The sequence below is a fragment of the Candidatus Saccharibacteria bacterium oral taxon 488 genome (assembly GCA_010202645.1).
In the GTDB taxonomy this organism is placed as follows: domain Bacteria; phylum Patescibacteriota; class Saccharimonadia; order Saccharimonadales; family Saccharimonadaceae; genus Nanosynbacter.
The window spans coordinates 95,222-117,614 of record CP047920.1 but is presented as its reverse complement, the minus strand read 5'-3'; the positions used below and the strand labels follow the sequence as shown (position 1 = coordinate 117,614).

The 22,393-nt window shown below is 49.7% G+C and carries 24 protein-coding genes and 2 tRNA genes; 2 read left to right on the top strand and 24 right to left on the bottom strand.

Going from position 1 to position 22,393, the window contains the following annotated elements; genetic code table 11:
- Positions 1 to 2 precede the first annotated feature (2 nt).
- From GWK77_00615 to GWK77_00595, 5 genes are all read right to left on the bottom strand, one after another.
- A tRNA-Thr gene (locus tag GWK77_00615) sits at positions 3 to 78 on the bottom strand.
- 66 nt (positions 79 to 144) lie between these two features.
- Complete coding sequence (locus GWK77_00610; protein QHU92689.1) at positions 145 to 1,173, bottom strand: hypothetical protein; 1,029 nt, start codon at positions 1,171 to 1,173, stop codon at positions 145 to 147.
- A complete protein-coding gene (locus GWK77_00605) occupies positions 1,148 to 1,681 on the bottom strand; it encodes a PH domain-containing protein (GenBank protein QHU92688.1) in 534 nt (177 codons plus the stop codon). The genes GWK77_00610 and GWK77_00605 overlap by 26 nt, the downstream gene beginning before the upstream one ends.
- Before the next feature lie 7 nt (positions 1,682 to 1,688).
- Positions 1,689 to 1,765: transfer RNA gene (locus GWK77_00600), tRNA-Arg, on the bottom strand.
- A gap of 57 nt (positions 1,766 to 1,822) precedes the next feature.
- The gene (locus GWK77_00595) at positions 1,823 to 2,326 is read right to left on the bottom strand and encodes a nucleoside-diphosphate kinase (GenBank protein ID QHU93408.1); all 504 of its coding nucleotides are present in this window, start codon (positions 2,324 to 2,326) and stop codon (positions 1,823 to 1,825) included.
- Positions 2,327 to 2,433: 107 nt separating this feature from the next.
- Here GWK77_00595 and GWK77_00590 point away from each other — a divergent pair, with 107 nt between their 5' ends.
- On the top strand, positions 2,434 to 3,354 hold the full coding sequence (locus tag GWK77_00590) for a tyrosine-type recombinase/integrase (protein ID QHU92687.1): 921 nt from the start codon (positions 2,434 to 2,436) through the stop codon (positions 3,352 to 3,354).
- Between the two features lie 13 nt (positions 3,355 to 3,367).
- Here GWK77_00590 and GWK77_00585 read toward each other — a convergent pair whose 3' ends face one another.
- From GWK77_00585 to GWK77_00510, 16 genes are all read right to left on the bottom strand, one after another.
- Positions 3,368 to 4,522 carry a hypothetical protein gene (locus tag GWK77_00585; GenBank protein ID QHU92686.1) on the bottom strand — a complete coding sequence of 385 codons (1,155 nt, stop codon included), beginning with the start codon at positions 4,520 to 4,522 and terminating at the stop codon, positions 3,368 to 3,370.
- Positions 4,515 to 5,249, bottom strand: a complete 735-nt coding sequence (locus GWK77_00580; protein QHU92685.1) for a prepilin-type N-terminal cleavage/methylation domain-containing protein — start codon at positions 5,247 to 5,249, stop codon at positions 4,515 to 4,517. Before GWK77_00580 ends, GWK77_00585 begins: the two co-directional genes overlap by 8 nt.
- On the bottom strand, positions 5,233 to 5,793 hold the full coding sequence (locus GWK77_00575; protein QHU92684.1) for a hypothetical protein: 561 nt from the start codon (positions 5,791 to 5,793) through the stop codon (positions 5,233 to 5,235). Before GWK77_00575 ends, GWK77_00580 begins: the two co-directional genes overlap by 17 nt.
- Positions 5,777 to 6,514 (bottom strand): hypothetical protein, encoded by a 738-nt coding sequence (locus GWK77_00570; protein ID QHU92683.1) that lies wholly within the window; start codon positions 6,512 to 6,514, stop codon positions 5,777 to 5,779. The genes GWK77_00575 and GWK77_00570 overlap by 17 nt, the downstream gene beginning before the upstream one ends.
- Positions 6,515 to 6,541: 27 nt before the next feature.
- Entirely contained in the window at positions 6,542 to 7,408 is an 867-nt protein-coding gene (locus GWK77_00565) for a hypothetical protein (protein ID QHU92682.1), read from the bottom strand.
- Between the two features lie 78 nt (positions 7,409 to 7,486).
- Positions 7,487 to 7,960: a prepilin-type N-terminal cleavage/methylation domain-containing protein gene (locus GWK77_00560; protein QHU92681.1), complete on the bottom strand. Its 474-nt coding sequence runs from the start codon at positions 7,958 to 7,960 to the stop codon at positions 7,487 to 7,489.
- A gap of 65 nt (positions 7,961 to 8,025) precedes the next feature.
- The gene (locus GWK77_00555; protein QHU92680.1) at positions 8,026 to 9,237 is read right to left on the bottom strand and encodes a type II secretion system F family protein; all 1,212 of its coding nucleotides are present in this window, start codon (positions 9,235 to 9,237) and stop codon (positions 8,026 to 8,028) included.
- Positions 9,238 to 9,240: 3 nt separating this feature from the next.
- Positions 9,241 to 10,311: a PilT/PilU family type 4a pilus ATPase gene (locus GWK77_00550; GenBank protein QHU92679.1), complete on the bottom strand. Its 1,071-nt coding sequence runs from the start codon at positions 10,309 to 10,311 to the stop codon at positions 9,241 to 9,243.
- Between the two features lie 18 nt (positions 10,312 to 10,329).
- Complete coding sequence (locus GWK77_00545) at positions 10,330 to 12,093, bottom strand: type II/IV secretion system protein (GenBank protein ID QHU92678.1); 1,764 nt, start codon at positions 12,091 to 12,093, stop codon at positions 10,330 to 10,332.
- Positions 12,094 to 12,105: 12 nt separating this feature from the next.
- Complete coding sequence (locus GWK77_00540; GenBank protein QHU92677.1) at positions 12,106 to 12,336, bottom strand: hypothetical protein; 231 nt, start codon at positions 12,334 to 12,336, stop codon at positions 12,106 to 12,108.
- A complete protein-coding gene (locus GWK77_00535; GenBank protein ID QHU92676.1) occupies positions 12,333 to 13,010 on the bottom strand; it encodes a hypothetical protein in 678 nt (225 codons plus the stop codon). The genes GWK77_00540 and GWK77_00535 overlap by 4 nt, the downstream gene beginning before the upstream one ends.
- Positions 13,010 to 13,741 (bottom strand): hypothetical protein, encoded by a 732-nt coding sequence (locus GWK77_00530; GenBank protein ID QHU92675.1) that lies wholly within the window; start codon positions 13,739 to 13,741, stop codon positions 13,010 to 13,012. The genes GWK77_00535 and GWK77_00530 overlap by 1 nt, the downstream gene beginning before the upstream one ends.
- Complete coding sequence (gene pilM / locus GWK77_00525; GenBank protein QHU92674.1) at positions 13,738 to 14,784, bottom strand: type IV pilus assembly protein PilM; 1,047 nt, start codon at positions 14,782 to 14,784, stop codon at positions 13,738 to 13,740. Before pilM ends, GWK77_00530 begins: the two co-directional genes overlap by 4 nt.
- Before the next feature lie 40 nt (positions 14,785 to 14,824).
- On the bottom strand, positions 14,825 to 16,834 hold the full coding sequence (locus tag GWK77_00520) for a hypothetical protein (GenBank protein ID QHU92673.1): 2,010 nt from the start codon (positions 16,832 to 16,834) through the stop codon (positions 14,825 to 14,827).
- Entirely contained in the window at positions 16,835 to 18,442 is a 1,608-nt protein-coding gene (locus tag GWK77_00515) for a hypothetical protein (protein ID QHU92672.1), read from the bottom strand.
- Positions 18,443 to 18,470: 28 nt separating this feature from the next.
- Entirely contained in the window at positions 18,471 to 18,965 is a 495-nt protein-coding gene (locus GWK77_00510) for a hypothetical protein (GenBank protein QHU92671.1), read from the bottom strand.
- Between the two features lie 64 nt (positions 18,966 to 19,029).
- Between GWK77_00510 and ychF the strand changes: the two genes are divergently transcribed.
- On the top strand, positions 19,030 to 20,109 hold the full coding sequence (ychF, locus tag GWK77_00505) for a redox-regulated ATPase YchF (protein ID QHU92670.1): 1,080 nt from the start codon (positions 19,030 to 19,032) through the stop codon (positions 20,107 to 20,109).
- A 17-nt stretch (positions 20,110 to 20,126) separates the two neighbouring features.
- On the opposite strand, the gene GWK77_00500 is transcribed toward ychF, so the two are convergent.
- The 3 genes from GWK77_00500 to rpsR all read right to left on the bottom strand — a co-directional run bounded on the left by GWK77_00500 (position 20,127) and on the right by rpsR (position 22,383).
- Positions 20,127 to 20,897, bottom strand: a complete 771-nt coding sequence (locus tag GWK77_00500) for a TlyA family rRNA (cytidine-2'-O)-methyltransferase (GenBank protein ID QHU92669.1) — start codon at positions 20,895 to 20,897, stop codon at positions 20,127 to 20,129.
- A gap of 444 nt (positions 20,898 to 21,341) precedes the next feature.
- Complete coding sequence (gene efp, locus GWK77_00495; protein ID QHU92668.1) at positions 21,342 to 21,902, bottom strand: elongation factor P; 561 nt, start codon at positions 21,900 to 21,902, stop codon at positions 21,342 to 21,344.
- A gap of 277 nt (positions 21,903 to 22,179) precedes the next feature.
- Positions 22,180 to 22,383 carry a 30S ribosomal protein S18 gene (gene rpsR / locus GWK77_00490; GenBank protein ID QHU92667.1) on the bottom strand — a complete coding sequence of 68 codons (204 nt, stop codon included), beginning with the start codon at positions 22,381 to 22,383 and terminating at the stop codon, positions 22,180 to 22,182.
- Positions 22,384 to 22,393 lie beyond the last annotated feature (10 nt).

Genomic DNA, 22,393 nt, shown 5'->3' with positions numbered 1-22,393 from the left:
TCTGGAGCCGCTGACCGGATTCGAACCGGTGACCTACGCTTTACGAAAGCGCCGCTCTACCAACTGAGCTACAGCGGCATGTCTCCCCAAGGATTATAGCAGATGGACGAGGCTTTCGCAAAGATGACGATGGATAACGGAAGGCTATTTTTGCTCACTTGATTTTTGTTCGGCCGGCTGATCAAGGTGGACATAATAAGTGACTTTTTTACCATTGATCAACTTATCAAAATTAGTTTTGAACGTCGTCAGTGGAATCTTGAGATATGAATAAGTGACCGAACTATCGTCTCGCGAGCGTGGCTGAACAAAGTAGTAGCCATCGCCACCGAGCGGCTTAATAACCCCAGAGATCGTGCCATCTGCGGTTCTAATCGCCGCCTCGGTCAAGCCACCATCTTTGTTGGTCTTCGGAACAACCGTCTCCGGCATTAATTGTACTCGTTCACCTAACGCCGCTGCGACATCGGTCAACGATTTACCGGCCTTGAGCTGCGCCTCGACTTCCTTAACAAGATTGGCCGCCGCTTCATCAACAGCAAACGATACTTCCCAGCGCAGCAGCGATGCCCTGATACCATCACGCGCCTCATCAAGCGACCAGCCAATCATATCTTTTACTGCCGAACGGTAGGCTTCTTTTGACAGGCCGGCATCCTTTTGCTGGCGGTCCATCTCTTCATCAACTCTTCGATCATCAACCGATATGCCCCTTTCTCTCGCTAGCTTACGCACATATGCATCCTGCACCGCTTGGTTCATGGCTCGCTGCCGCTGAAAAGCAACTTTATCACCAGCCTGATCTTGACCCTGAGTCTTAAGCACCGCCATATTACCGCGATTATATAGTAAATAATCGCTATAGCGTACAAATTCCCCTTCAACTGAACCGGCCGGTAACGGCAAAATTTTGGTAATACGATATGCTAAATCGCTTGTGTCCTTCCAAACATAGAGCTGAAGATATAATAGAACAATCACCGTCACAAGCCCGGCTATGCTAATAAAAATCGTGTTCCAGACTAGTTTATGCTTGGAGTACTGTATCGGATATTTGTGTTTACGCCCACCAGCCAGCACCTTTTCGCGATGCTCCGCGACCGTGTCATTGGTAATCCGTGACGGCAGTGAACGCTTGTCCTTTTTTTTACCCTTCGTTGTTTTCTTGAGCACGATCACTCCTTTCAGCGGCGAGATCCACCGCATCTTGCAGCTTATTATAAATCTTATCTGGATGTTCAACGTTTTTGATGACAAGATCACCAACAAACGTCTGAATAACTATTGTACCAAATTTGAACATTTCGCCCGTAAAACCGGGCACAACGTAGCTGATATTCTGGACTTTCGCTAGCTTAAGTTCAATTACATCCTTACCAAAAAAACCATGCTGCGTTATCTGGCGAAGTCGCTGATTTGTCACAATGTAATACGTATAAAACCACATCAAAAAATGATAACCAAACAGAACGAGTCCAAAAACAAAGCTACCAAGAAATACCCATAAAAGATTGAGATTATCCTGCCAGATAAGATACGGCAGTGCGCCAATCGTCATCGGAACGAGCAGCAAGTAAAAACCCTTGCGCATGGCAATAATATGTCGACGAAACACAAACAACAGCTCCTCGCCATCGCGCTGACCATCAAATGCTTTGGTTGATTTGGCTTTCTTCGTCATAATGCTTTGGTACCCCGGGCAGGAGTCGAACCTGCAACCTTATCCTTAGGACGGATCTGCTCTATCCAGTTGAGCTACCGAGGCATACACAAAAACTACCCGTGTCAATTATAGCACGGGTAGTTTTGAGTGACGAGAATGCTATCGAGTAAACTTTTCGTTTAATGTGACATAGTCCATCAATTCTTCGGGCTTAAACCAGTGAGCAACTTCTTGCTCTGCCTCGTCAGGATCACCCGACGCATGAATCAGGTTTGGCACACCCTTCCGACATTCGTTGGCATAGCCAAAGCTAACATGCGAATAGTCACCACGAATCGTACCCATGTCGGCAGATTTCGGCTCGGTTGGGCCGACAATTTTACGCACCACAGCGACCGCCTCAACCCCCTCAAGGACCATAGCGATAACTGGCCCGTCCATCATCATATCAAGCGTCATACCAAAGATTTCTTCACCACGGCGCGTTACCATCTTGCCAATCGTTTCGTAGTGCGCAAAGTAGTGCTCACGACCCGGGGCCACCATCTTGACACCGATAATCTTGAGGCCAACGCGCTCAAATCGCTGCAAGATTTCACCGACGATTCCCCGCTGTACTGCATCAGGCTTGAACACAATCAGTGTTCGCTCAATGCCACACATATTCTTCTTTTTTGACTCAGCCATACGCCTCCTTCGTGTATTATTTTCTTCATCATAGCAAAAAGTATTCATTTGATAAACGATATAGATGTTGTTAAAATTAAACTATGTATTTCTCCGAAGCATTAGCAGATTTCCTGGAGCACCTAGAAGTTGAGGGTGGCCGTAGTCCTCGCACCATTGAGAACTACAAATTATACCTTGAACGCTTCATTGATTTTGCTGGTGATATTGATGTTGCAAAAATAACATCAGAGACAATTCGTAAGTATCGCCTCTGGTTAAACCGTTATAAAAATAGCAACACCGGTGAAGAATTGTTGTTAATTACACAAAATTATCACTTGATCGCCCTACGTGGATTATTGACGTATTTATCACAACGGGATATCTCATCACTGGCAGCCGACAAGATTACCCTACCAAAAACCGTTCGCAAACAAGTCACATTTCTTCACTACGACGAGGTGGTACGACTAATCGAGCAGATTCCTCTGGACAATGAACCGGGCCTTCGCGACCGAGCAATCATTGAGCTTTTGTTTTCGAGCGGACTGCGCGTGTCGGAGCTTGTTAACTTGAACCGTGACCACATAAATCTCGCTCGACGCGAGTTTATGGTGCGCGGCAAGGGCCAGAAAGACCGGCCGGTATTCGTTTCAATGTCCGCTGCCAAGCACGTCAAAAACTACCTTGATGCGCGAAGTGACAGCTTGCCGGCTCTATTCATCAGCTATAGCAGGCGCCTAGCAAAGCCTTCAGTTTCTGGCAATTATCGTCGGCTGAGTGCTCGCTCGATCCAGCGGATGGTATCACACTATGCCCGACTTGCTGGCATCACCAAGCACGTTAGCCCGCACACTATGCGTCATAGCTTTGCCACCGACCTTCTGATGAATGGAGCGGACCTACGGGCGGTACAATCGATGCTTGGTCATAGCAATATCGCCACGACCCAGATTTACACACACGTCACCGACCAGCACCTCAAAGACGTCCACGAACGCTTTCACAGTGATACGAGATAGACCCCTAAGACAACTACGGCCGGCAGTTACCTGACGTTACGCTGCCTTCGGTCACCGAAAAGTCTTTACAGAGGCTGTTTTCAAGATCAATAGCATTTTCAGGATACGGGAAATCGTCACCTATCTGGAGGCGCGCTTCAACCCGCCGAAATACATTACTAGCACGACCAGTCGCATCGACCGCCGGCTGAACGCCATCAAACTTGACCGGTTCTGCACCATTATATAGGGCAATTCGTACGTGCGACATACGATATAGCGGCGTCAAACGCAAGAATGAATTAACGCTGGCGGCAGCCGTAACAGGTGATATATCAATTGTGGCTCGGCACGAATAGCCACTATTAGCAAAATCCGGAGAACAGCTCACCGGTGTCGGAGCATTGTTAAATTGCCCACCGCCGCCCGCTCGCGGTAGATTAATTGCCGATACACCTCCGTTCGTCGGCCCGGGAACACTCAGCGTCCGTGGATAAAGGAACATCGTCGCAACACGAGAGCTATCAAGACTAGCAAGGTCGAATGTATCGCCTGGAAAAATCATCTGAGTGCGTAATAGCGCGGGTGCAGGACGAGACGGCGACTCATCCCAGTCACTGTACGCCGGCAGCGAAGTTGACGCCGAAGCAGCATTCTTTACTCGCCCAGCAGCAACGTTACCGTTCGCATCCTCTTTAGTAAACCACTCGAGGACAATTTTATTAAATTCAGATTTGGCTTTTAGTGGTACGAGACGAGATGACCCTTCGGGTATGCTTACCAGGAAATCTTCCGTATCCATCGTAATATTGACACAGGTGTAGGCCTGGTTGAACTCTTTACCATCCCCTGAGCGACGTGACTGAATCAGTGTCTCGTTAGCGGTCACATTACCGGCAACACCCGCACGTGCGACCACTTTGCAGTCATTAGGCAGTCGTAACTGCTCGCAAGCCTTACCGCCGTTATCTCCTTTTTGACAGGCACGCACGACTCGCTTGGCGTCTTCAACACCGGACAGGGCCGCATCGTACGCACTTTGTGACAGCTCATTATTCAGGGCCTGTCGCTGATCAACCATTATGAGCCGCATGAAGCCGAGCATCAAAACCGTTAGTAACAGTGTCGCAAAGATCACTGCAAATAACGACACCGCGCCTAATTGATTATTTCTCGCTATTTTATCCATTTGTCCTCACAATCATCTCAAAGCTATTTATTGCGCAAAAGTCGAGATTCTCACTGTTATCCGCCGGTGGCTTACAGGTACCGTTAGCTGTATTGACCGCCTCAAGCTGACTGGTTCCAAGGACAAATTCCAAACGATACAGACTGTCTGCCCCGCTATCACCTGCCGCTCGCGCTGCTTTCATTTGATGAATTGCCAGCACCACATCATTTGACCCGGCTGGCTTGAGAAGATGTGTCACTTTATCCGTCGCGACCGTTGACATATACGCCCCCGTTGTTTCATTTTTTTGGCACAGCATACCATCTGGGTCAATCACTCGAGCAAAATTAATCGGACGACCAGAATGCGGCCCACCAACCTCGGTAATAATACCCGCACCGGCCTTCACTTCTCCAGAGACAACTTTTGGTACATTCCAGACATATGAATAGTCACCGAGGCAGAGTCGGCCACTCCGATCAGCGCCACCCGCCTGCACCATGACAACGGCCGAACTAGCATTACCACTTATCTTGCCGGCATTAGCCTGCAAAAAGTCGCGCCGCAAGCTATCGCTAATCTCGCGGCCGGACTGATTGATACTTTTGAGCGTGAGGCCTCGATTATATAGCTTACCGGCCTGGATCGCTATCGTAGCAATCGCCAGCAGTAACACCGACACAAATGCCATCGCCAGCATCAGTTCAATCAAGGTAAACCCGTATCGTCTATACCGCTGTGTCATACATCCTCACAATCGTCCCCGTGGTCATTGGCCGGTCAGTCCCCACACTCATCCAGCAGGCCTGAATGTACGCATCATAGGCGCGGCCACCTTCAACACGCACCAGCTGAATTGAAATGCCTAAAGAAATTGGATTTCGGGCAGTTGAAATCTTGGCATATGTCGGCGATAATTCATACTTATTAGTAATCAACTGAAAGGTATTTTTGCTGGGCGCTAGTGCAAATCCCCCACTCGGCATTGCCTCTGGACATCGATTAACATTCAGTAGCGAATTGGCGTGGTCGATAGTCCGACCTTTCATCGCGTCCCAGAGGGTAGCAAATGAGCTGCCAGCCTGAGATGACTTGTCGTGAATGTAGCGCAGCATTTCTGCTTGACTATCAATCTGTTGCCGCACAAGCGTCAACTCTAATGATCGCTGCGCCATAGCAATACCGCTGTTCATGAGTGCCATGATACCGATCGCCAGCATGCTAAACATCGCTACCGCCATCACCACTTCAATGATCGTGTCGCCCCGCGCGCTATGCCGTCGCTTCATTATCGCACCCCTTTGTCGCATGACCAACCGTCACGGCCTCGCTCGAGCCAGCCTTTGCTCCCAAAAAGACTGACAGCCTCTGACCAACTGACCAGCCAGTATCATAGACACAAAACTCTCGCTGCCGCAGCTGTAAATCGGCCGTATACATACTGCCATTCGGCTGCATATTGCGAATAAAATTATTAATATTAGCTGGTGAATACGGCGCGTCATTCGTGCGTACGATAACCTGCCCGCTATCTGGATCGCGGTATATTAATAAAGCCAGTTCTCTACCAATGGTATTGGTTGCCGTGAGTGAGCGTACCTGCGCACCCCAGCCAACCGTATAGGTATTTGCCTCACTCTCACTATAGCTATACGTCCACACTCCCGAGCGTTTCAGAGCGTACAGCGGATAGGCAGTAAATGAACGTGCCTCGGAATTCGTCGACTTGACATAACGACCAACGACAACGCAATTCGACTGACCCCGAGCTCCGTCGTTTGTTGCACCCTTAACAGGACATGTGTCGCGATCGCCCCGATCATTCTCGATACTAATCACTCGGCTATACTGATCACGAATAAAGCCGGCGAACGATTGAACAGCGTCATGATATTGTTGTTGGCGCAGTGCAGCACTCACGCCAGCTAACAAGCCAACGGTCAACAGGCCAGTGATCGCCAAGAACAACACCACTTCAACGATTGTAAACCCGGATTGCCACCGCTTCATATGCTCATTATTATAGCATAAGCACTATCAAATCACGATAAGCCAATCCACGATCCTGGCACCAAAAAACCACGAAATAAGAAAGCCAACGATTAGTAGCGGTCCGAATGGGATTCGTGCTCCACGCTGCACTGTGCCTCGAAGCATCCCCGGCAGTACCAGTAGCGTGCCGAGTAAATTTGCCAGAAACAGCGCGAGAAATGCTAGTCGCCAATCCATTAAAAAGAGGGCGAGGCCGAGTGTCAGCTTGACATCACCGAACCCTATCCAGCAACCACTCGACACGACGTAGAGCAATGCGTACACGCCACTGAGGATAACAACCGCCGCTATCAACCCCAGCACTCCGCCCGGCAGCTGGCCAGTCGCTACGTGAATCCCAGCAAATAGCGCCCCCAACATCACGAACGGCCAATTCGCCACGTCCGGAAGCAAAAACCACCGCTTGTCATACACGAACAGGAACGCTAGATATGATAGCCCCATCAGCATAATCGCGACCTTCGTTATCACTAGTGGCGCCGTAAGCGTCATCATGCTATGCCACGTCACCACTGTAAACAGCCCGGCCATCGCCACTTCGAGCCCCAGTTCCATCCAGCCAATCGGTGCCTGGCAATACCGACAGCGACCTCTAGCAGCCAGCCAGCTCACCACTGGCAGCAAATCATACCAGCGTAGCTCGTGCCCACAGGAAAGACACTGCGATCGATCTTTCTTGAGAGGTTTGAGCAGCAGCTTCAGGCGGCGTAGCTCCAGCGTATCAACCGGTTCGCCGGCCTGCTTGTCTTCAACGAGCTGCCGAGCACGGACTCGCCACACCTGAGCACCGATAAAGCTCCCCATCACTGCGCCAAGAATTGCCACACCCACCAGTATTGTCACTACCATCATACTGTTAATGGTAACAAGAAATCATGAAAAAAGCAGCCCCCTAATAGTAGGAGGCTGCTAATAATTCGTTGTCTCTGGCTAGTTTTGATTGTCTTTACAAAACGCACCGCTTCCTTCTAGCTGCACCTTGACGGCGAACGAGCGCGGCGAACCACTTTTAGCAACAATATTTTCGCCATCACATTGAGCGCTCGTGGCATAGACCATCTTCTCGGTCGTTGCCGAACCCTGCTGAGCGACACCAGTTACCACGCTGTAATTGTTGCCTGTCTGCGGATCCTTGAATTCACCGTTGCCACGCTTCATATACGAATCGAGGAAACTATTAATCGACCCCGTATCGGTTTTCGGGATGCTTCCCTTGTTATTTGTTGCATAACTATTCACCTGCGAGACGAACCGAGTCACATCACTGCGTCGTTGTGTGTCGCGCTGGCTGCGCTGCAAGGCCGGCCACGCCAAGAATACCATCAAAAATATCAGTCCGGCGATCGCCAGCACCAACACGACTTCAATAATTGTAAACCCTCGATTTGCTTTTTGCTGAGCCATGAAGTTGCCCACCTTTCTGTGACTTAACTTTCTTTCGTTATTGTACCGTACTGCTTATGGATTGTCTAGAGGCTAATATCTCCGACCAGATTATAAATTGGAAAGATTATTGCACCCACCATCACGCCGGCCACGACCGCCAAGACCACCATCAGCACTGGTTCAATGGTCGTCGTGATCGCCTTGATCTCCTCATCCAGCTCTTCTTCGTAAATCTGCGCGCACTTGCCCATCATCTCATCAATCTTACCCGACTGTTCGCCAATCTTGATCATCTGCGGCACCATCGGCAAGATATAATCCTCATTTTTTAAGGACACTGACAGCGCCTTGCCGCCCTTCACCTTTTCGCTAGCATGCTCAATACCTTGACGGATAACTGAATTATTGACCGCCCGAGCAGTGATGCGCAGCATATCCAGCATCGCTACCCCGCTATTAAGAAGCGTTTGACCGGTACGAGTAAAGCGAGCCATGTACAGCTTGCGGAACATGGCGTCAAACACTGGTATGTTCAGCTTGAACGTATCTTTAGCGCGAATACCAGCCTCGGTTTTGAGATACTGCTGAAAGAAATATAAACCGATGCCAAGTAAAATCACCAACGCCCACCAAAACTGCGCCAAAAAACCAGCGACGCTGACCATGGCCTTCGTTGTGAACGGTAGCTCTTTGTGTAAGCTGCCATACAGTCCTTCGACCTGCGGCACTACCATCACGAGCATGAACACCACTACCGCGATGATCACCAGCAGCACAATCGCCGGATAGACCATGGCGCCACGCACTTTGCTAAGCATCGCTGCATCTTTTTCTTGCTGCGACGCGATACGCTTAAGTGCTTCGTCCAACGTTCCTGACGCCTCACCGGCTGCCACCAACGCTACATATACATTGTCAAATACTTCTGGATGTTTCTCGAACGCGCTTGATAGTTGCCGGCCGCCCTCAATATCAGAAATTATCTCCTGAATGATACTCTGCATCTGCTTGTTTTGCGTTTGCTCCAGCACGGTATGCATGCTCTGCGCCAGCGGCAACCCCGCACCAATCAACGTCGCTAGCTGCCGCGTAAAGACGATCTTGTCCTTGGACGATATTTTATTTGATAATCGCTGAAAGAAGCCCTCACGCTCATCCTGCAGCTCAATTTTCAGCGGCACGAAGCCCTGAGCGCTCAACAACTTCGCCGCGGCGACCTCGCTCTCAGCCTGCACAACCGACTTGGTAATCTTTTGCGTGGCTGAATCCCTGGCCTCATAGTAATATTTTTTCATGTGCTATCCCCTGATAAGCCGCTCAAACTCCGCTAGATCAACCGCAAACTCACGGGCACTATCATACGTAATCGTACCGTTTTGTACCAAATTCACCAGTGTCCGATCCATGGTCTGCATGCCCTGATCAGCACCCGTCTGAATGACGGCATCTAGCTGATGACTCTTGCCCTCGCGAATAATGTTACGCACCGCTGGATTAGCAATCATGATCTCGGCCGCCACCACCCGACCGCCACCGATAGACGGCACCAGCCTCTGCGAACAAATTGCCATCAGAATATTGCTGAGCTGCGCACGAATTTGCGGCTGTTGATGCGGCGGAAAGACGTCAATCATACGGTCAATCGACTGCGCCGCTGAGTTGGTGTGCAGTGTCGCAAATACCAAGTGCCCGGTCTCTGCAATGGTAATCGCCGCCGATATCGTCTCGAGGTCGCGCATCTCGCCGATCAGCACTACGTCGGGATCTTGGCGGAGGCTCGAACGCAGCGCCGCCGAGAATGAATAGGTGTCATAATGCACCTCGCGCTGCACCACCACTGACTTTTTCGACTTGTGCGTAAACTCAATTGGGTCTTCAATAGTAATGATGTGCTGCGACTTTTCGGCGTTAATTTTGTCGACCAGCGCCGCCAACGTCGTCGATTTACCAGAGCCAGTCGGCCCCGTCACCAACACCAAACCGCGTGGGAAATCGGCAAATGTATTGACAATCGGTGGCATGCCCAGCTCCTGCGCAGTCTTGATCTCGTTTGGAATTAAGCGCAGCGCTGCCGCCAGGTTACCCCTCTCATGAAAGGCATTCACCCGGAATCGTCCTAGTGTACCGAACGCAAACGAAAAGTCAAACTCCTTGTCCTTGAGCAAAATTTGCCGCTGATCCTCATCAAGAATCTGAAATACCAGCCGCTCCACGGTCGCCTCATCAAGCGGCTGCGTGCCCGTTGCTGCGACCAGCGTTCCGTCAATACGCAGCATCGGTGGCAGGCCCACTTGAATGTGAAGGTCTGAGGCTCGCTTTTTGACCACCTCTTCTAGTAAAATCTCGATGCGTAATTCTTGATTGTTCATAATCGTCCCCCTTTTCTTTTATGCTGTATCGGCTGCTACCCGATTTACTTCCTCTAATGTCGTCACGCCACTGAGCGCCTTGAGATAACCATCTTGACGCATCGTTATCATGCCCTGCTGAATGGCAAGCCGCTGAATCTCGGCGCTCGTCGCCCGCTTGACGATCAAGTTTTGAACTTCCTCAGTGACGTCCATCACCTCGTACAAACCACATCGCCCTGAGTAACCTTGCGGCGTCTGCGGCATATCGCGGCCCCTGACTAAAGTATAAGCGGCTTGACCAGATAATGGCAAGGCCTTGTAGCCCAAATCCTGCGAAACAGTCGATATGTCAGCCTGGGTTTTTGGCAGGAGGTGACCGACCGTTGACTGAATAGTCTCCGTTTCAAGCGGTGACGATTGATATGAATCATACTTTGGCGCCACTCGCCTGACCAGCCGCTGGCCAATAATGGTGTTCACGGTACTAGCAATCAAGAACGGTTCAATCCCCATATCCAACAGCCGCGGCAGCACACCCGCTGCCGAATTGGTGTGCAGCGTCGAGAAGACTAAGTGTCCGGTCAATGCCGCTTGCACCGCCAAGTTCGCTGTCTCGGTATCGCGGATTTCACCGACCATCACCACGTCGGGATCCTGCCGGAGAATTGACCGTAAGCCCGATGCAAACGTCAGTCCAACATCAGCATGCACCTGGATCTGATTAACGCCGTCAATCTTGTACTCCACCGGATCCTCCAGTGTCACAATATTGATCGAGTCGTCCTTGATTTCCTTAATCAGCGCATATAGACTGGTTGACTTACCTGAACCGGTCGGCCCAGACGTCAAAATCATTCCGCTCGGCCGCTTGATGCCTTTTTGGATGGCTCTCAGGGCACGCCCGGCATACCCCATATCAGTCAGATCAAACGAGTTACCTGTCTTATCAAGCAGACGAATCACCACCTGCTCTCCCCACACCACCGGCGAAATCGCAATACGCAGGTCAACGTCCTTGCCGGCCACATTGACCGCGAACTGACCATCCTGCGGAATTCGATGCTCATCAATCTTGAGATTTGATAGAATTTTAATGCGGCTAACCAGCGCTGGTTCAATACTTTTTGGTAGCTGCATAATTTCCCGCAACACACCGTCAACACGACAGCGAATTTTCAACGCCTTTTCTAATGGCTCAATGTGTACGTCCGAGGCATGGCTCTTTACTGCATACTCTAGGATCGTGCTAAGTGCCCGCGAAATCGGCGAATCTTGAACGATTGTCACAATGTTCTGCGATGATTCATCCAGTGCCTCGCGCTGCGAGTCTTCCGCTGCTTCATTGACCGATGATAAGTCTGTTCTGTACTGGCCAAGGACATGACGGATGCTTTCTTCGGAGGCCATGAATACCTTCAGCGGCCGTTGGATACGATTTGCTAGGTAGTCAACCGCCTGGACATTATTAGCATCAATCATCGCCACCGCCAAGCGCCCCTGTACCTCGGCCAGTGGTACCGCCATAAATCGCTCCGCAACATCCTCCGGCAGTAGGTTCAAGATGTGCTGCTCAATCACGCTGCTTGCGAGATTAACATACGGCACACCGGATAATTGCGCCACCGCATGCACCAATAATTCATTCTCCAAAAGGTGCTCCTCGGTCAACAGTGACAGTAACGGCTTACCCGACTCGCTGGCACGCTTTTGCGCCTCCTTAACAACCGACCGCTCAATCAAGCCCTCGCTCGTCAGCAAGCCAATCAATTTTCCCTGCATATCATCCGTCAGTAGCGCCATATCACCTCCGCGCTAACTACCAGTCGCTTTGCCAACAATTGCTTCCACCGTTGGGTTAATAGCTTCACGATTAAATACTGTCTTATCTGGCTGCTCAATATCTGGACTAATCTTTGATATCGTCTGTACTTCTACACCCGATGATGGTACGCGCAAGAACGGAATACTACTGGCAACGAAATATGCCACCACAACGCCGAGGCTGGCTATCAATACGATCATCGCTATATCGCTCTTCTTCATGGCTTGATCACCTTCTTTCCTAATCCAACTTTTTGCGCCGGCTCAAAATAGGCCTTGCCAGAGATATCCATAGTCATCTTGCCATCCTCGCTGGCCTGCATCTCAATCTCGGTAATATTGATAACCCGAATTGATTTTTCAAAGCGCGTTAACAGCTCCTTGAGGCTTGATGACGTACCGCTCACTGTCATGGTGAAACTCACCGCCGAGCGACCATCACCAGCGTCCTTTTGCTCCGCACCCGACTCATTCGCCGTATAGTGCACCGAGATGCTTTCTAGTGACAGACCGGCGATACCATTGACGAACTTCTTCTGAATGGACGCGCCGAGCGCATCGGCGTTCGCACTAGCCGGCAGCGCATCAAGAATCGTCTGCAATGGACTACTACTATCCGTTAACTTCACTGAGTTAAGTGCTTCATTCGCCTCTAGTGAGCGCACATTATCTTTGAGCGACTCGGCCGCCTTTTTATTATTCTCCAGTGTATTGATGGTGTCTTGCTTCGCGAGTACCACTGCGCCATGAAACAAAATCTGCCGCACAAGAAAGAACGATACCACAATTGCCACGCCACTCACAAATGCCGCCGCCGCCACGAACAGGAACATGGTTTTCTTTGATGAGTCAATCTGCTGGCGCTTACGGATGGCAACGTCTTTATTTTCAGGCATTAGTTTTTCTCCTTATTTGAAGCGTCTTTTGGCTTCTTGGCAAATAGGCTCTCTGGTACCCCCAGCCGCGAATCAGTCACATCAACTTTACCGTTTGGCGTCGCAATCACCACTGAGCCGCTCGTTTTCGAGAACAATTCTGCCGGATAGGTAAACGTGAACGAGAAGCGCAACACCTTCTTACCGTTGGCATCTTCACCAAAGCTGGCCTCACCCGCCTGCAGATTCTCAGCCAACGGCTGTTTAACCTCTTGCCCATTTTGTGTTGTCTGTACAGTCGTATTAGTAATCGTCTTCTTAAATATCTCCAGCGCGATATAGCCATTCTCGGCCGATCCCTCAATAGTAATTGTCCGTGACTCTGGTTTGAGCTTTAGCGTCGCGATTTTAATACTATTTGGCGCCACCGGATTGACCGCCGTCATCACGTCAAATAGTCGCGAGTCAGCCTGACGCTCACTTGATAATTTGTTGATTGTTGCCAGCTGATGCTGAATAGTTACTAACTTATCGAGATCTTCAATCGACGTCAGCTCGCGCGCTTTGTTCTTGATTGTTCCATCATGCAGCGCCTCCAAGGCTATCTGACCACCAAAGATTAAGCCAAGCGCAACCGCCACCCCGACCGCGATCATGCCGACGGTTATCGACATCGCGGTGACAGCGTTACGCATCATTTTTGCCCGAAGTAACTCGCGCTTGACATCAGGAATCAAGTTAATCTCAATCACGATCCATTCCTCCGCTGCGCTAAACCAACGACCGTCGCAAACTCCGAGGCAATTGGTGCTAATTTTTGCTGATCGGCCTGCCCAAGACTGACATGCTGCCACGGATCAGCCGTAGTCGCTGGTATACCAGTCTTGTTAGCAATGTAATTATCCATCATCGGTATCGCTGCGCCAAAGCCCGACAGCAGAATTCCTGACACGGAAATACTCGGGTAGCGCGTCTGGAAGAACTTGATTGATTTGGTCAGCTCAGCCGCAAAATTATCCAGCACGCCGTCAATCGCCCTGAGAACTTGCCCCTCAAGCCGGTCAGGTGCCAAGCCAAACTTGATAATAAACTGGCGAGCCTGATCATCCTGCACGTTGAGATTTTGCACTGCCGCCCGCACCAACGCTTGCAGTCCGCTCGGCACCGTGCGCACTAGCCGCGGCATATCGCCATAAATGACTGCCAAGTCAGTCGAATGTTCGCCCATATCCAAAACTAGCTTTGCGGTTGCTCCATCAGTCGGCGCTAATGCCCGAAGCATCGCGATCGGATCCGGTTCCTCAGCGACCACATTAAAGCCAAGACCTTCAATAAACTCAAGCCGTTCCTCGACATAACTAATCGCTGCACTCGTCAATAGTACCTCATACTGGCCCTGCTCGCGCAAGCTGTCGCCGAGTAGCGCCCAGTCAACCTTGGCATCCTCAATCGCCATAGGAATGTACTGATCGACCTGGTATTTCATGGTCGCCTTTAGCTCTTGGTCTGACACTTTTGGTACATCAATAATCGCCGTAAAGGTCTTGCTCGACGGTAAGCCAATCGCTACATTTTGCGTCTTGATACCGCTCTGTCCGACAGCAGTCATGATCACTTCACCAAGCTTACGCTGCGCCTCTGGTGAATCACTACCTGTAACCTTCGGGTCGACAGGCGCATAACCATAGTGCAGCAGATTCCATCCGTTGCTCGTTCGCGCCAGCTGAACGACACGCACCGCATTCGTCCCGATGTCTAATCCGAAAAAGTCGCCCAGCCCTTTTGCTATTTTCATACTATTCTATTATACATAAGCATTTTAAAATGTAAAACCCTTAAAAACGCGGCGGCAATTCCTTTAGATGCATCGTTTTGATAGCCCCTGATTCTTTCGACCGCTCATTTCCCCACAAATATGCATCGGCACGCAAATTCAATATTTCCGCCGGCTCGCCTGGATTATTGCCAGAGGTATCGCCACCCTTCGTGAATGTACGACGCAAAAAGAGGTGCTTCGCGATAATCGGACCGTTAATCCGCAACTGTTTTTCACATGTCTTCGCATCCAGCCCCGACAGCCACTGACGACTATCACGAACTATGGTATCACAGGTGTTAATTGTACCATTCTTGGCCACCAGCCAAGCATCAAGCTGCGTCACATTCGGCTCAATGATAATATGCCGAGCGCTGATAATCAACTGCGGTAGATCCCGAGCCGCCGAATAGTTACCACCCTCCTGCTTTACGTCACCCTTGATAGTCACCACGCCGCTCGATTTGATAACAATTTGCCGGCCACGCTTAATTTCTCCACCGGTAATCGTCAGGTTGCCAGCCTGATACACGCCACTAGTCACGTCGCTCATAGACACCGCCCCAGACAAATTTCCTGTGTTCGTAAAATAGGCATCAGGTGTGCGTACGGTCGGCATCTTGTCGCGAAAATTACCAAACGGGGTGTTAGTGTTTTGAAATGTCAGATCATTATATTGCCGTGCCTCAATCGCCCCCGTTCGCCCTGTCGGCGTAGATGATAGTCCTGCTCCCGAAGAAGAAATAATTTGTCCAGGCGCACTAATGGCATATTCCGCCCACGACCCGTATAGTCGCGGCTCCCCCGGCACCGGCTGCCACCCCTTTGGCGCATACACACCGAGCAGCCACCGAGCAGCCGCATTAGCATTGGCGAGGCTAGTTGGAGCAATCGCATCTTGCACCTCTAGAGCAATTACATTATCACCAGCTCGTAAATAATCCGCGATGATTCTCCTCATCTCGACACCAGACGACGCTTTCGGATTGGCAAAGACTGGCTTGCCATTAATATACACCGCCGCATAATCATCAACCGCCAAACGCAAGTACAGTCCCGATCGTCCGTCGTTCAACAAATCCAGCTGACGAATCTCTTCAAGCTGCTGGCTCGTCAGCCGGAATTTCTGCCGAAATAGCGTTACGCCAGACGACTTCACGTAATTTTCACCATTGGTATCAGTTTGCGGCGCATTGTGACGCCGGGTCAGTGTCTCTTTCAACTTTGTCTCGTCCTTACAACGCGCACCCCAGAGCGGCTTCGACTGGCCGCCTTGATCATATAACGGCTGCCGAAACGCTCCATCGGTTGCCCACGTAGATGTTCCTGACTCTTTGATGACACCACCGCATTCGGCAAACTCAGCCGCCCCAGCCGCGCCCGATCGTTGGGCAGGTACACCAAATGGTACTTTCGTCGTGGCATTAGCATCCGTCGCCCAGCCACCATACGCTCGTGGATTAACATATGCTCCGCCCGCTAGACCACCGCTATTGGCCGCTACCACGTCGTCAAACCAACTCGGTGCTGGCGTTGCCGAAGATGTGCTATTTTCACCGTCCGGTGCCGTCCATGTTGACACCGATCCGCTACACTTATCCTGACCAACCGTTCGATTACCGGACATCGGTGATGGCATCATCATAAACCCACCATAATTAAATGTCCCGCCAATACCATCGACCACTGTCGTAGCATTTGCGTTCACACGACAGTCAGATCCACCATCCCCGGCCATTGGCCAACTACTAATCCGTTCTGGCATCCCGCCGAGCTGCTCTCTCTCGCCAACCGGATATTTCTCCCACGGCATGTGATACGACGTGGCTGGGTCATAACTACTGCCGCCCGGTGGCGTTGTCGTACTTGCTGCTAGCACCACCCTCTCGACGTGAGTTACGTCAGGCGCTACTTGCGCCGTCACGCTGATATAATGACGCCAGATATACACTCCAAGGCTTCCGAATACCACTAACCCAACGGCACCAACCCCGATCCACCACCTTTGGGTTTTTAACTGCAGCGCCATCTATCGCCTCACCCTCGTCAGCGATGTCCTGACTTCCGCATTATTATTACCCGCACTACCGTCTATCCCGACACCAACTCGCACATCCGCCCCCCAGAACTGAACTTTTGGCCGTCCAGCGACTCTTGCACAATCTACCGCATAGCGAAACGTACTGGTATTCACATGTTGGTTATATGTACTCACAATAGTCATATAGCACAACTGGTCACCAGTCGTCATTGTCACTCCGCTCAAGTTATCCTTGCCAAGCGGAATTTCCAGCCCACCTCGCTGGATAATTGTTCCCGCGCCATTACGTGCCAAATTATTTGATGTACAATCTGCCACCTGCAAACCCGGTCGACTATTTTTAATCGTGTTCTTGGCGATATAACAATCCCAATCGCCCACTAAATTACCCGGCGAACGTCTATCATACGGCACAACAACTCCCTCACCGCCCGGCACGGTATAATTTCCACCACCCCTTAACACAAACCGCACTACAGCATAATTTGCCCGATTTGACCGTGTCGATCCTGTATGATTAATTCGCGCGGTCACGCCACTCACCTCAATCGTTCCTTCATTAATATAATCTGGCGCCTGCACCTCCGGCCGCAACTCATAATCATACGGCACCGATGCACAGGCATTTGATGAAACCCCCCAGCCGTCAGTATTCCACGCACCCGGCAGCCATAAAATCTTTTGACATACTGTTTTACCGACATCATCCTGCGTCACGATCCCCTCAGCCCCAAAGACATTATTATATGGCTTAACATCGCTCGGCTCATAAAACGTATTCCACGGGCTAGCACTACGCGTATACGGCGACGCCCACGCATGATGCGTTGTCGTGCCATTAACATCCTGATTAATTCCTATGCGCTTTAGGGTATAGGGAGGAATCGTGTACGAAGAATTATTCCGTAGATAATGAAAAAATCGTACGCGCTGTCCTGGCGCAGCGGTCGCGTTTTGCACTAAACTGCCACCATTGATTGACACTCGCGATTGCCCTTCGACGGTCCATTGATTTGGCGCCTGCTCACGCTTAATCCACACCTCGACGTCTTGTGTCGCACAAGCACCGCTACCGCCTGGACTACTATAGAAACAGCGCCGCACCTGCAAAATGATACGACCGGAACTTCCTGGCGCAACTACACCAGATATGTCAATTCCATTTACTCGAATGCTGCTACCGCCATCAACCCAGTGGTACGCGCCCGATGGATGCGTCCCACGATCAAGCGTGCCGCCAGATAGTAATGTCCGACCATTCTGACTAACCGTTACATTTGTCGCCCACACCCGTGCTCGCGACTGACCGTTGCCATTCACTGACCCCCTCAAGTCAAGTGATAATGACGTCGCATTCCAGCTAACGGTGTTAATAACATCATTCGTATACGACGTCCCAGGCGACGACATCCACATCGCACCGCACCGCGTTCCGCCGCCCTTACAGATATATTGCACCGCAAACCGTTCACCATCATTGCGCGCATTAATACACATCAAACGTCGTCGACCGCTCAAACCGCTACAGTCCACCGCCTCTGCTCTATCCACACCAATAATCGCCAACGTCGATGTGACAACCACAAGTGCCAGCATATAGCCAATAACAAGCCGTAGTCCGACCCTAACCCTGACCCGGTGTACCATCCTTATTCCCCGCACCCGCATCAGCCTTACCGATCTCGACCAGTGCTTTTACCGTATCCTGATTAATGCCCAGTCGATAAAACGGCTCGACCGCCTGACGCATCTTCATCGAGTTGACCAACCCTTGATGAATCTGATCAATCCGCTGGCGATCATTCCGTAGCGATGCATCGTGAAGCACAATATAGTGACACACCGCATCGTCACCCGGACCACCACGCTCTGAGATCTTCTTCACCAGCCCCTCAAGCGCTGTCGGACCATACCCATTTGGCGCAGCGATAATTGACCGATATTCTTTTATCATATCCTCGCCACATATCATCTTAGCGGTTGGCGCGATGTCTTGACTCGGCTCTTTTAGCCCAACATGCAATCGTCCCATCACCATCATGATAACGGCGACTATCGCCCCGATACTTAACACGATACCCGCTATCATAAATATTCGCGAGACAATAACCTTATTCATACTGCTTATTCTAATACATATTATATACTGAGGCAAGTTTGTGGAATTTGTTATAATACACGATATGAGTCTATCAATCGGAATCGTCGGCCTGCCAAATGTCGGCAAGTCGACCATATTTAATGCGCTTACTAACAACAATATTCTAGCGGCTAATTACCCATTTGCCACCATTGAACCAAATACTGGCATCGTACCGGTTCCCGACGAGCGGCTCAATGTACTCGCAGAACTGTATGATACGCAAAAAATTATCCCAGCGACCGTAACGTTCGTCGACATCGCTGGATTGGTAGCCGGCGCCTCAAAAGGAGAAGGGCTTGGCAATAAATTCCTGCACAATATTCGTGAATGCGACGCCATTATCCACATCGTTCGCGCCTTTGAAAACTCAGATATATTACGACACGACAATACCCCAATTAACCCTCAGGCCGACATTGACATCATCAATACCGAACTTATCCTTGCCGACATCCAAACCATAGAACATCGTCTGCCTCGTCTCCAGAAAGAAGCCAAAGCCAAGCCGGAGGCACGACGGGCAGCTACATACCTTGAGACACTCCTAACGTCACTTAATTCAGGCACGCCAATAGCGTCTATAGAAAATATCAAATATGAGATAATTAATGATCTTCATTTACTCACCGCCAAGCCAATTATTTATACATTTAATGTTGACGAGTCGGGGCTCGGCGACCATGCCCTACAAGAAAAGCTTGCCAAACTCGTCGCGCCAGCCCGAGTATTATTCATTTGTGCCAAGCTTGAAGAAGAGCTCAGAGAATTGTCAAATAATGACGCCTTGGAACTACTTGATAGCTACGGGGCTTCCGAAACTGGATTGTCGCAGCTTATCCATGCCGCGTACGACGTACTTGGTCTACAAAGCTATCTCACGGCAGGTCAGAAAGAAGTTAGAGCATGGACAATACATAAAGGCTGGACGGCGCCACAGGCTGCTGGCGTCATCCACTCAGACTTTGAGCGCGGATTCATCGCCGCGCAAGTCATTAGCTACCACGACCTTGTTGCCGCAGGTTCAGAAGCTAAGGCCCGTGAAGCGGGTAAAATACGTACTGAAGGTAAAAATTACATCATGCAGCCTAACGATGTTGTCGAATTTCGGTTCAATGTCTAACATTATTGTATATTATACTACGTTGATTTAAGTACAACGATGCCCTTTTTACTACAGCTATTACCTCTGTTATTTTTCAGTTGTAACTTATAAAAGCGCTCAACATTACCCCTACTGCCAGCGACAGTGCTATCCTTTTTACCAAGAACTACAAAGTACTGTTTTGCCCATTGCTCAAAATCAATCAGGATCTTTCGTCGTATAGCAGCATTTTTTACAACACCCTTTTGTACCAAATGACGCCCCGCCTCGAACTGCGGCTTTACCATTGCTACAAGCACTGTCGCACTACCCATCAGCCGCTTTGCAACGTGTGGTAGAATGTCACGCAGACTAATAAATGACACATCTCCCACGATAATGTCTGGTGGACAATCAAGCTCAAAGTCACGAATGTCTGTCTTTTCATATAATATTATGCGCCGATCGTCACGCAGTCGATAGTGCAACTGATTCGTGCCCACATCAACAGCATACACGCATCGGGCGCCATGACGCAGCGCAAAATCAGTAAATCCACCGGTACTCGACCCTATATCCAGCACCGTTTTTCCCTGAAAGTCCAACCGAAAACTATCCGCCACACTCGCCAGCTTGAGGCCTGCACGCGAAACGTACCGCTCACGAGTCAGCAACGTAATGTCTGCTGTCTCATTAACGAAACATCCGGGACGCGTCGCCACCTTACCATTGACCATAACTTGCCCTAAGCCTATCCAGCTCTCTGCCTCGGAACGCGATTCGACCAACCTGCGTTCTAGCATCATTTTATCTAATCGCTGCTTCATGTCACTTCTCATTGTAGCCTGAATACATATTTTTCTCAATAACTAACGACCTACTGCGATAGCGAAACTGCTGTTATAGATACATCAATAACTACTCTTGCTTTTACCCATAGGCCGATCTTCGCTATCGTTAATTATACGTTAACTAAAATACAACGTTGTATACTACGCATCAGTGTAATTTATACATCAATAGTTATATTTACCTCTGTATTAGCCAAAAAGACTCTCACCATTATCGCAAATAGGCCCATAATTTTCATGAAAACAATTATCATATGTATCACCAAAAACACCCTACCAGCTATACATACATTACGTTGTATTTTTAGCACCAATACCTAAAATCTTGTTCCATTCTTTATCGTTATTTGATGTATTCATAACAACAAAAAGCGTCGCCCAAGCACTCTGGGCGACGCTTCTAACAGGAGGGCCCGTTTGTTATTTTTTGCGCTCTCGATATTCACCCGTCGCCGTGTCGACACTGACAATATCGCCCTGCTTAATGAACGCTGGCACCTTAACGACAAGGCCCGTCTCAAGCGTTGCATCCTTAAGTACGCTTGAGGTTGTGTCGCCCTTCACAACATCTTCAGTATATGTAACTTCGAGATAGAGATTTTTTGGTAATTCAACATTAATCACTCGCCCGTCAAACACCTGGAGATTCAACTCACAACCCTCTTTCAAATAATTTTTTGCCTCATCTACCACATCATTAGACAGTTCAAATTGCTCAAAACTTTCTGGATCCATGAAGCAGAACATATCTCCGTCATGATATAAATATTGAACAGTCTTACTAGTCACCTCAGCTGACTCAATTTTGTCTTGGCCCTTAAAGGTCTTCGGGATGACACTTCCGTCCAGTAAGTTTTTCAATTTAACGTTCACAATAGAACCTCCACGCCCCATAACCTTCTGTCCATATTCAATGACGCGGTATGGCTTACCGTCAATCTGACAAACCGTACCCTTTTTAAGATCTGTCGGCTGATACATATTGTCTTTCCTTTCCTATAACTATTAAGCTACCGTACCTAATTCTAACATTCTTTCAGACGGCAGAGTATTTCTCGCTGACTGAACATATTTTTTACTCAAACATCCCACAGTGGGCTTAGTAGTATCATAATATATCTTGTATCAAAACTAAAAACATGCTGTACAAGCAGCCCACAAACAACAGTGGCCCGCGCCTTACCCTGCACAGACCACTCGACTTTCTCTCTTATCTATAAATACGTTCGGGGTTAGAGAGTTCCCTCAATGTATACTTTTATTGCCCTTGCGATACAAACGGCAGCAATGCTAAGTGCCGAGCACGCTTGATTGCCACTGCCAGGCTACGCTGCTGCTTGACACTGAGACCCGTCTTCGCTATCGGCTCAATTTGACCATACGCATTAACATAGCGCATTAATGTTTTGACGTCCTTGTAGTCAAAAACCGTTGGGGTATCTTTCTTTAATCGTTTTGCCATTTTGTTCTCC

What these genes read in the sequence shown, in the direction of transcription:
- GWK77_00520 (QHU92673.1), bottom strand. Translation starts at nt 16,834, where the DNA reads ATGGCGCTGCAGTTAAAAACCCAAAGGTGGTGGATCGGGGTTGGTGCC.
- GWK77_00500 (QHU92669.1), bottom strand. Translation starts at nt 20,897, where the DNA reads ATGAAGCAGCGATTAGATAAAATGATGCTAGAACGCAGGTTGGTCGAA.
- pilM (QHU92674.1), bottom strand. Translation starts at nt 14,784, where the DNA reads ATGAAAATAGCAAAAGGGCTGGGCGACTTTTTCGGATTAGACATCGGG.
- GWK77_00515 (QHU92672.1), bottom strand. Translation starts at nt 18,442, where the DNA reads ATGCTGGCACTTGTGGTTGTCACATCGACGTTGGCGATTATTGGTGTG.
- GWK77_00550 (QHU92679.1), bottom strand. Translation starts at nt 10,311, where the DNA reads ATGAACAATCAAGAATTACGCATCGAGATTTTACTAGAAGAGGTGGTC.
- GWK77_00535 (QHU92676.1), bottom strand. Translation starts at nt 13,010, where the DNA reads ATGCCTGAAAATAAAGACGTTGCCATCCGTAAGCGCCAGCAGATTGAC.
- GWK77_00510 (QHU92671.1), bottom strand. Translation starts at nt 18,965, where the DNA reads ATGAATAAGGTTATTGTCTCGCGAATATTTATGATAGCGGGTATCGTG.
- GWK77_00605 (QHU92688.1), bottom strand. Translation starts at nt 1,681, where the DNA reads ATGACGAAGAAAGCCAAATCAACCAAAGCATTTGATGGTCAGCGCGAT.
- GWK77_00540 (QHU92677.1), bottom strand. Translation starts at nt 12,336, where the DNA reads ATGAAGAAGAGCGATATAGCGATGATCGTATTGATAGCCAGCCTCGGC.
- ychF (QHU92670.1), top strand. Translation starts at nt 19,030, where the DNA reads ATGAGTCTATCAATCGGAATCGTCGGCCTGCCAAATGTCGGCAAGTCG.
- GWK77_00580 (QHU92685.1), bottom strand. Translation starts at nt 5,249, where the DNA reads ATGACACAGCGGTATAGACGATACGGGTTTACCTTGATTGAACTGATG.
- GWK77_00560 (QHU92681.1), bottom strand. Translation starts at nt 7,960, where the DNA reads ATGGCTCAGCAAAAAGCAAATCGAGGGTTTACAATTATTGAAGTCGTG.
- efp (QHU92668.1), bottom strand. Translation starts at nt 21,902, where the DNA reads ATGTATCAGCCGACAGATCTTAAAAAGGGTACGGTTTGTCAGATTGAC.
- GWK77_00565 (QHU92682.1), bottom strand. Translation starts at nt 7,408, where the DNA reads ATGATGGTAGTGACAATACTGGTGGGTGTGGCAATTCTTGGCGCAGTG.
- rpsR (QHU92667.1), bottom strand. Translation starts at nt 22,383, where the DNA reads ATGGCAAAACGATTAAAGAAAGATACCCCAACGGTTTTTGACTACAAG.
- GWK77_00570 (QHU92683.1), bottom strand. Translation starts at nt 6,514, where the DNA reads ATGAAGCGGTGGCAATCCGGGTTTACAATCGTTGAAGTGGTGTTGTTC.
- GWK77_00595 (QHU93408.1), bottom strand. Translation starts at nt 2,326, where the DNA reads ATGTGTGGCATTGAGCGAACACTGATTGTGTTCAAGCCTGATGCAGTA.
- GWK77_00590 (QHU92687.1), top strand. Translation starts at nt 2,434, where the DNA reads ATGTATTTCTCCGAAGCATTAGCAGATTTCCTGGAGCACCTAGAAGTT.
- GWK77_00545 (QHU92678.1), bottom strand. Translation starts at nt 12,093, where the DNA reads ATGGCGCTACTGACGGATGATATGCAGGGAAAATTGATTGGCTTGCTG.
- GWK77_00555 (QHU92680.1), bottom strand. Translation starts at nt 9,237, where the DNA reads ATGAAAAAATATTACTATGAGGCCAGGGATTCAGCCACGCAAAAGATT.
- GWK77_00585 (QHU92686.1), bottom strand. Translation starts at nt 4,522, where the DNA reads ATGGATAAAATAGCGAGAAATAATCAATTAGGCGCGGTGTCGTTATTT.
- GWK77_00575 (QHU92684.1), bottom strand. Translation starts at nt 5,793, where the DNA reads ATGAAGCGACGGCATAGCGCGCGGGGCGACACGATCATTGAAGTGGTG.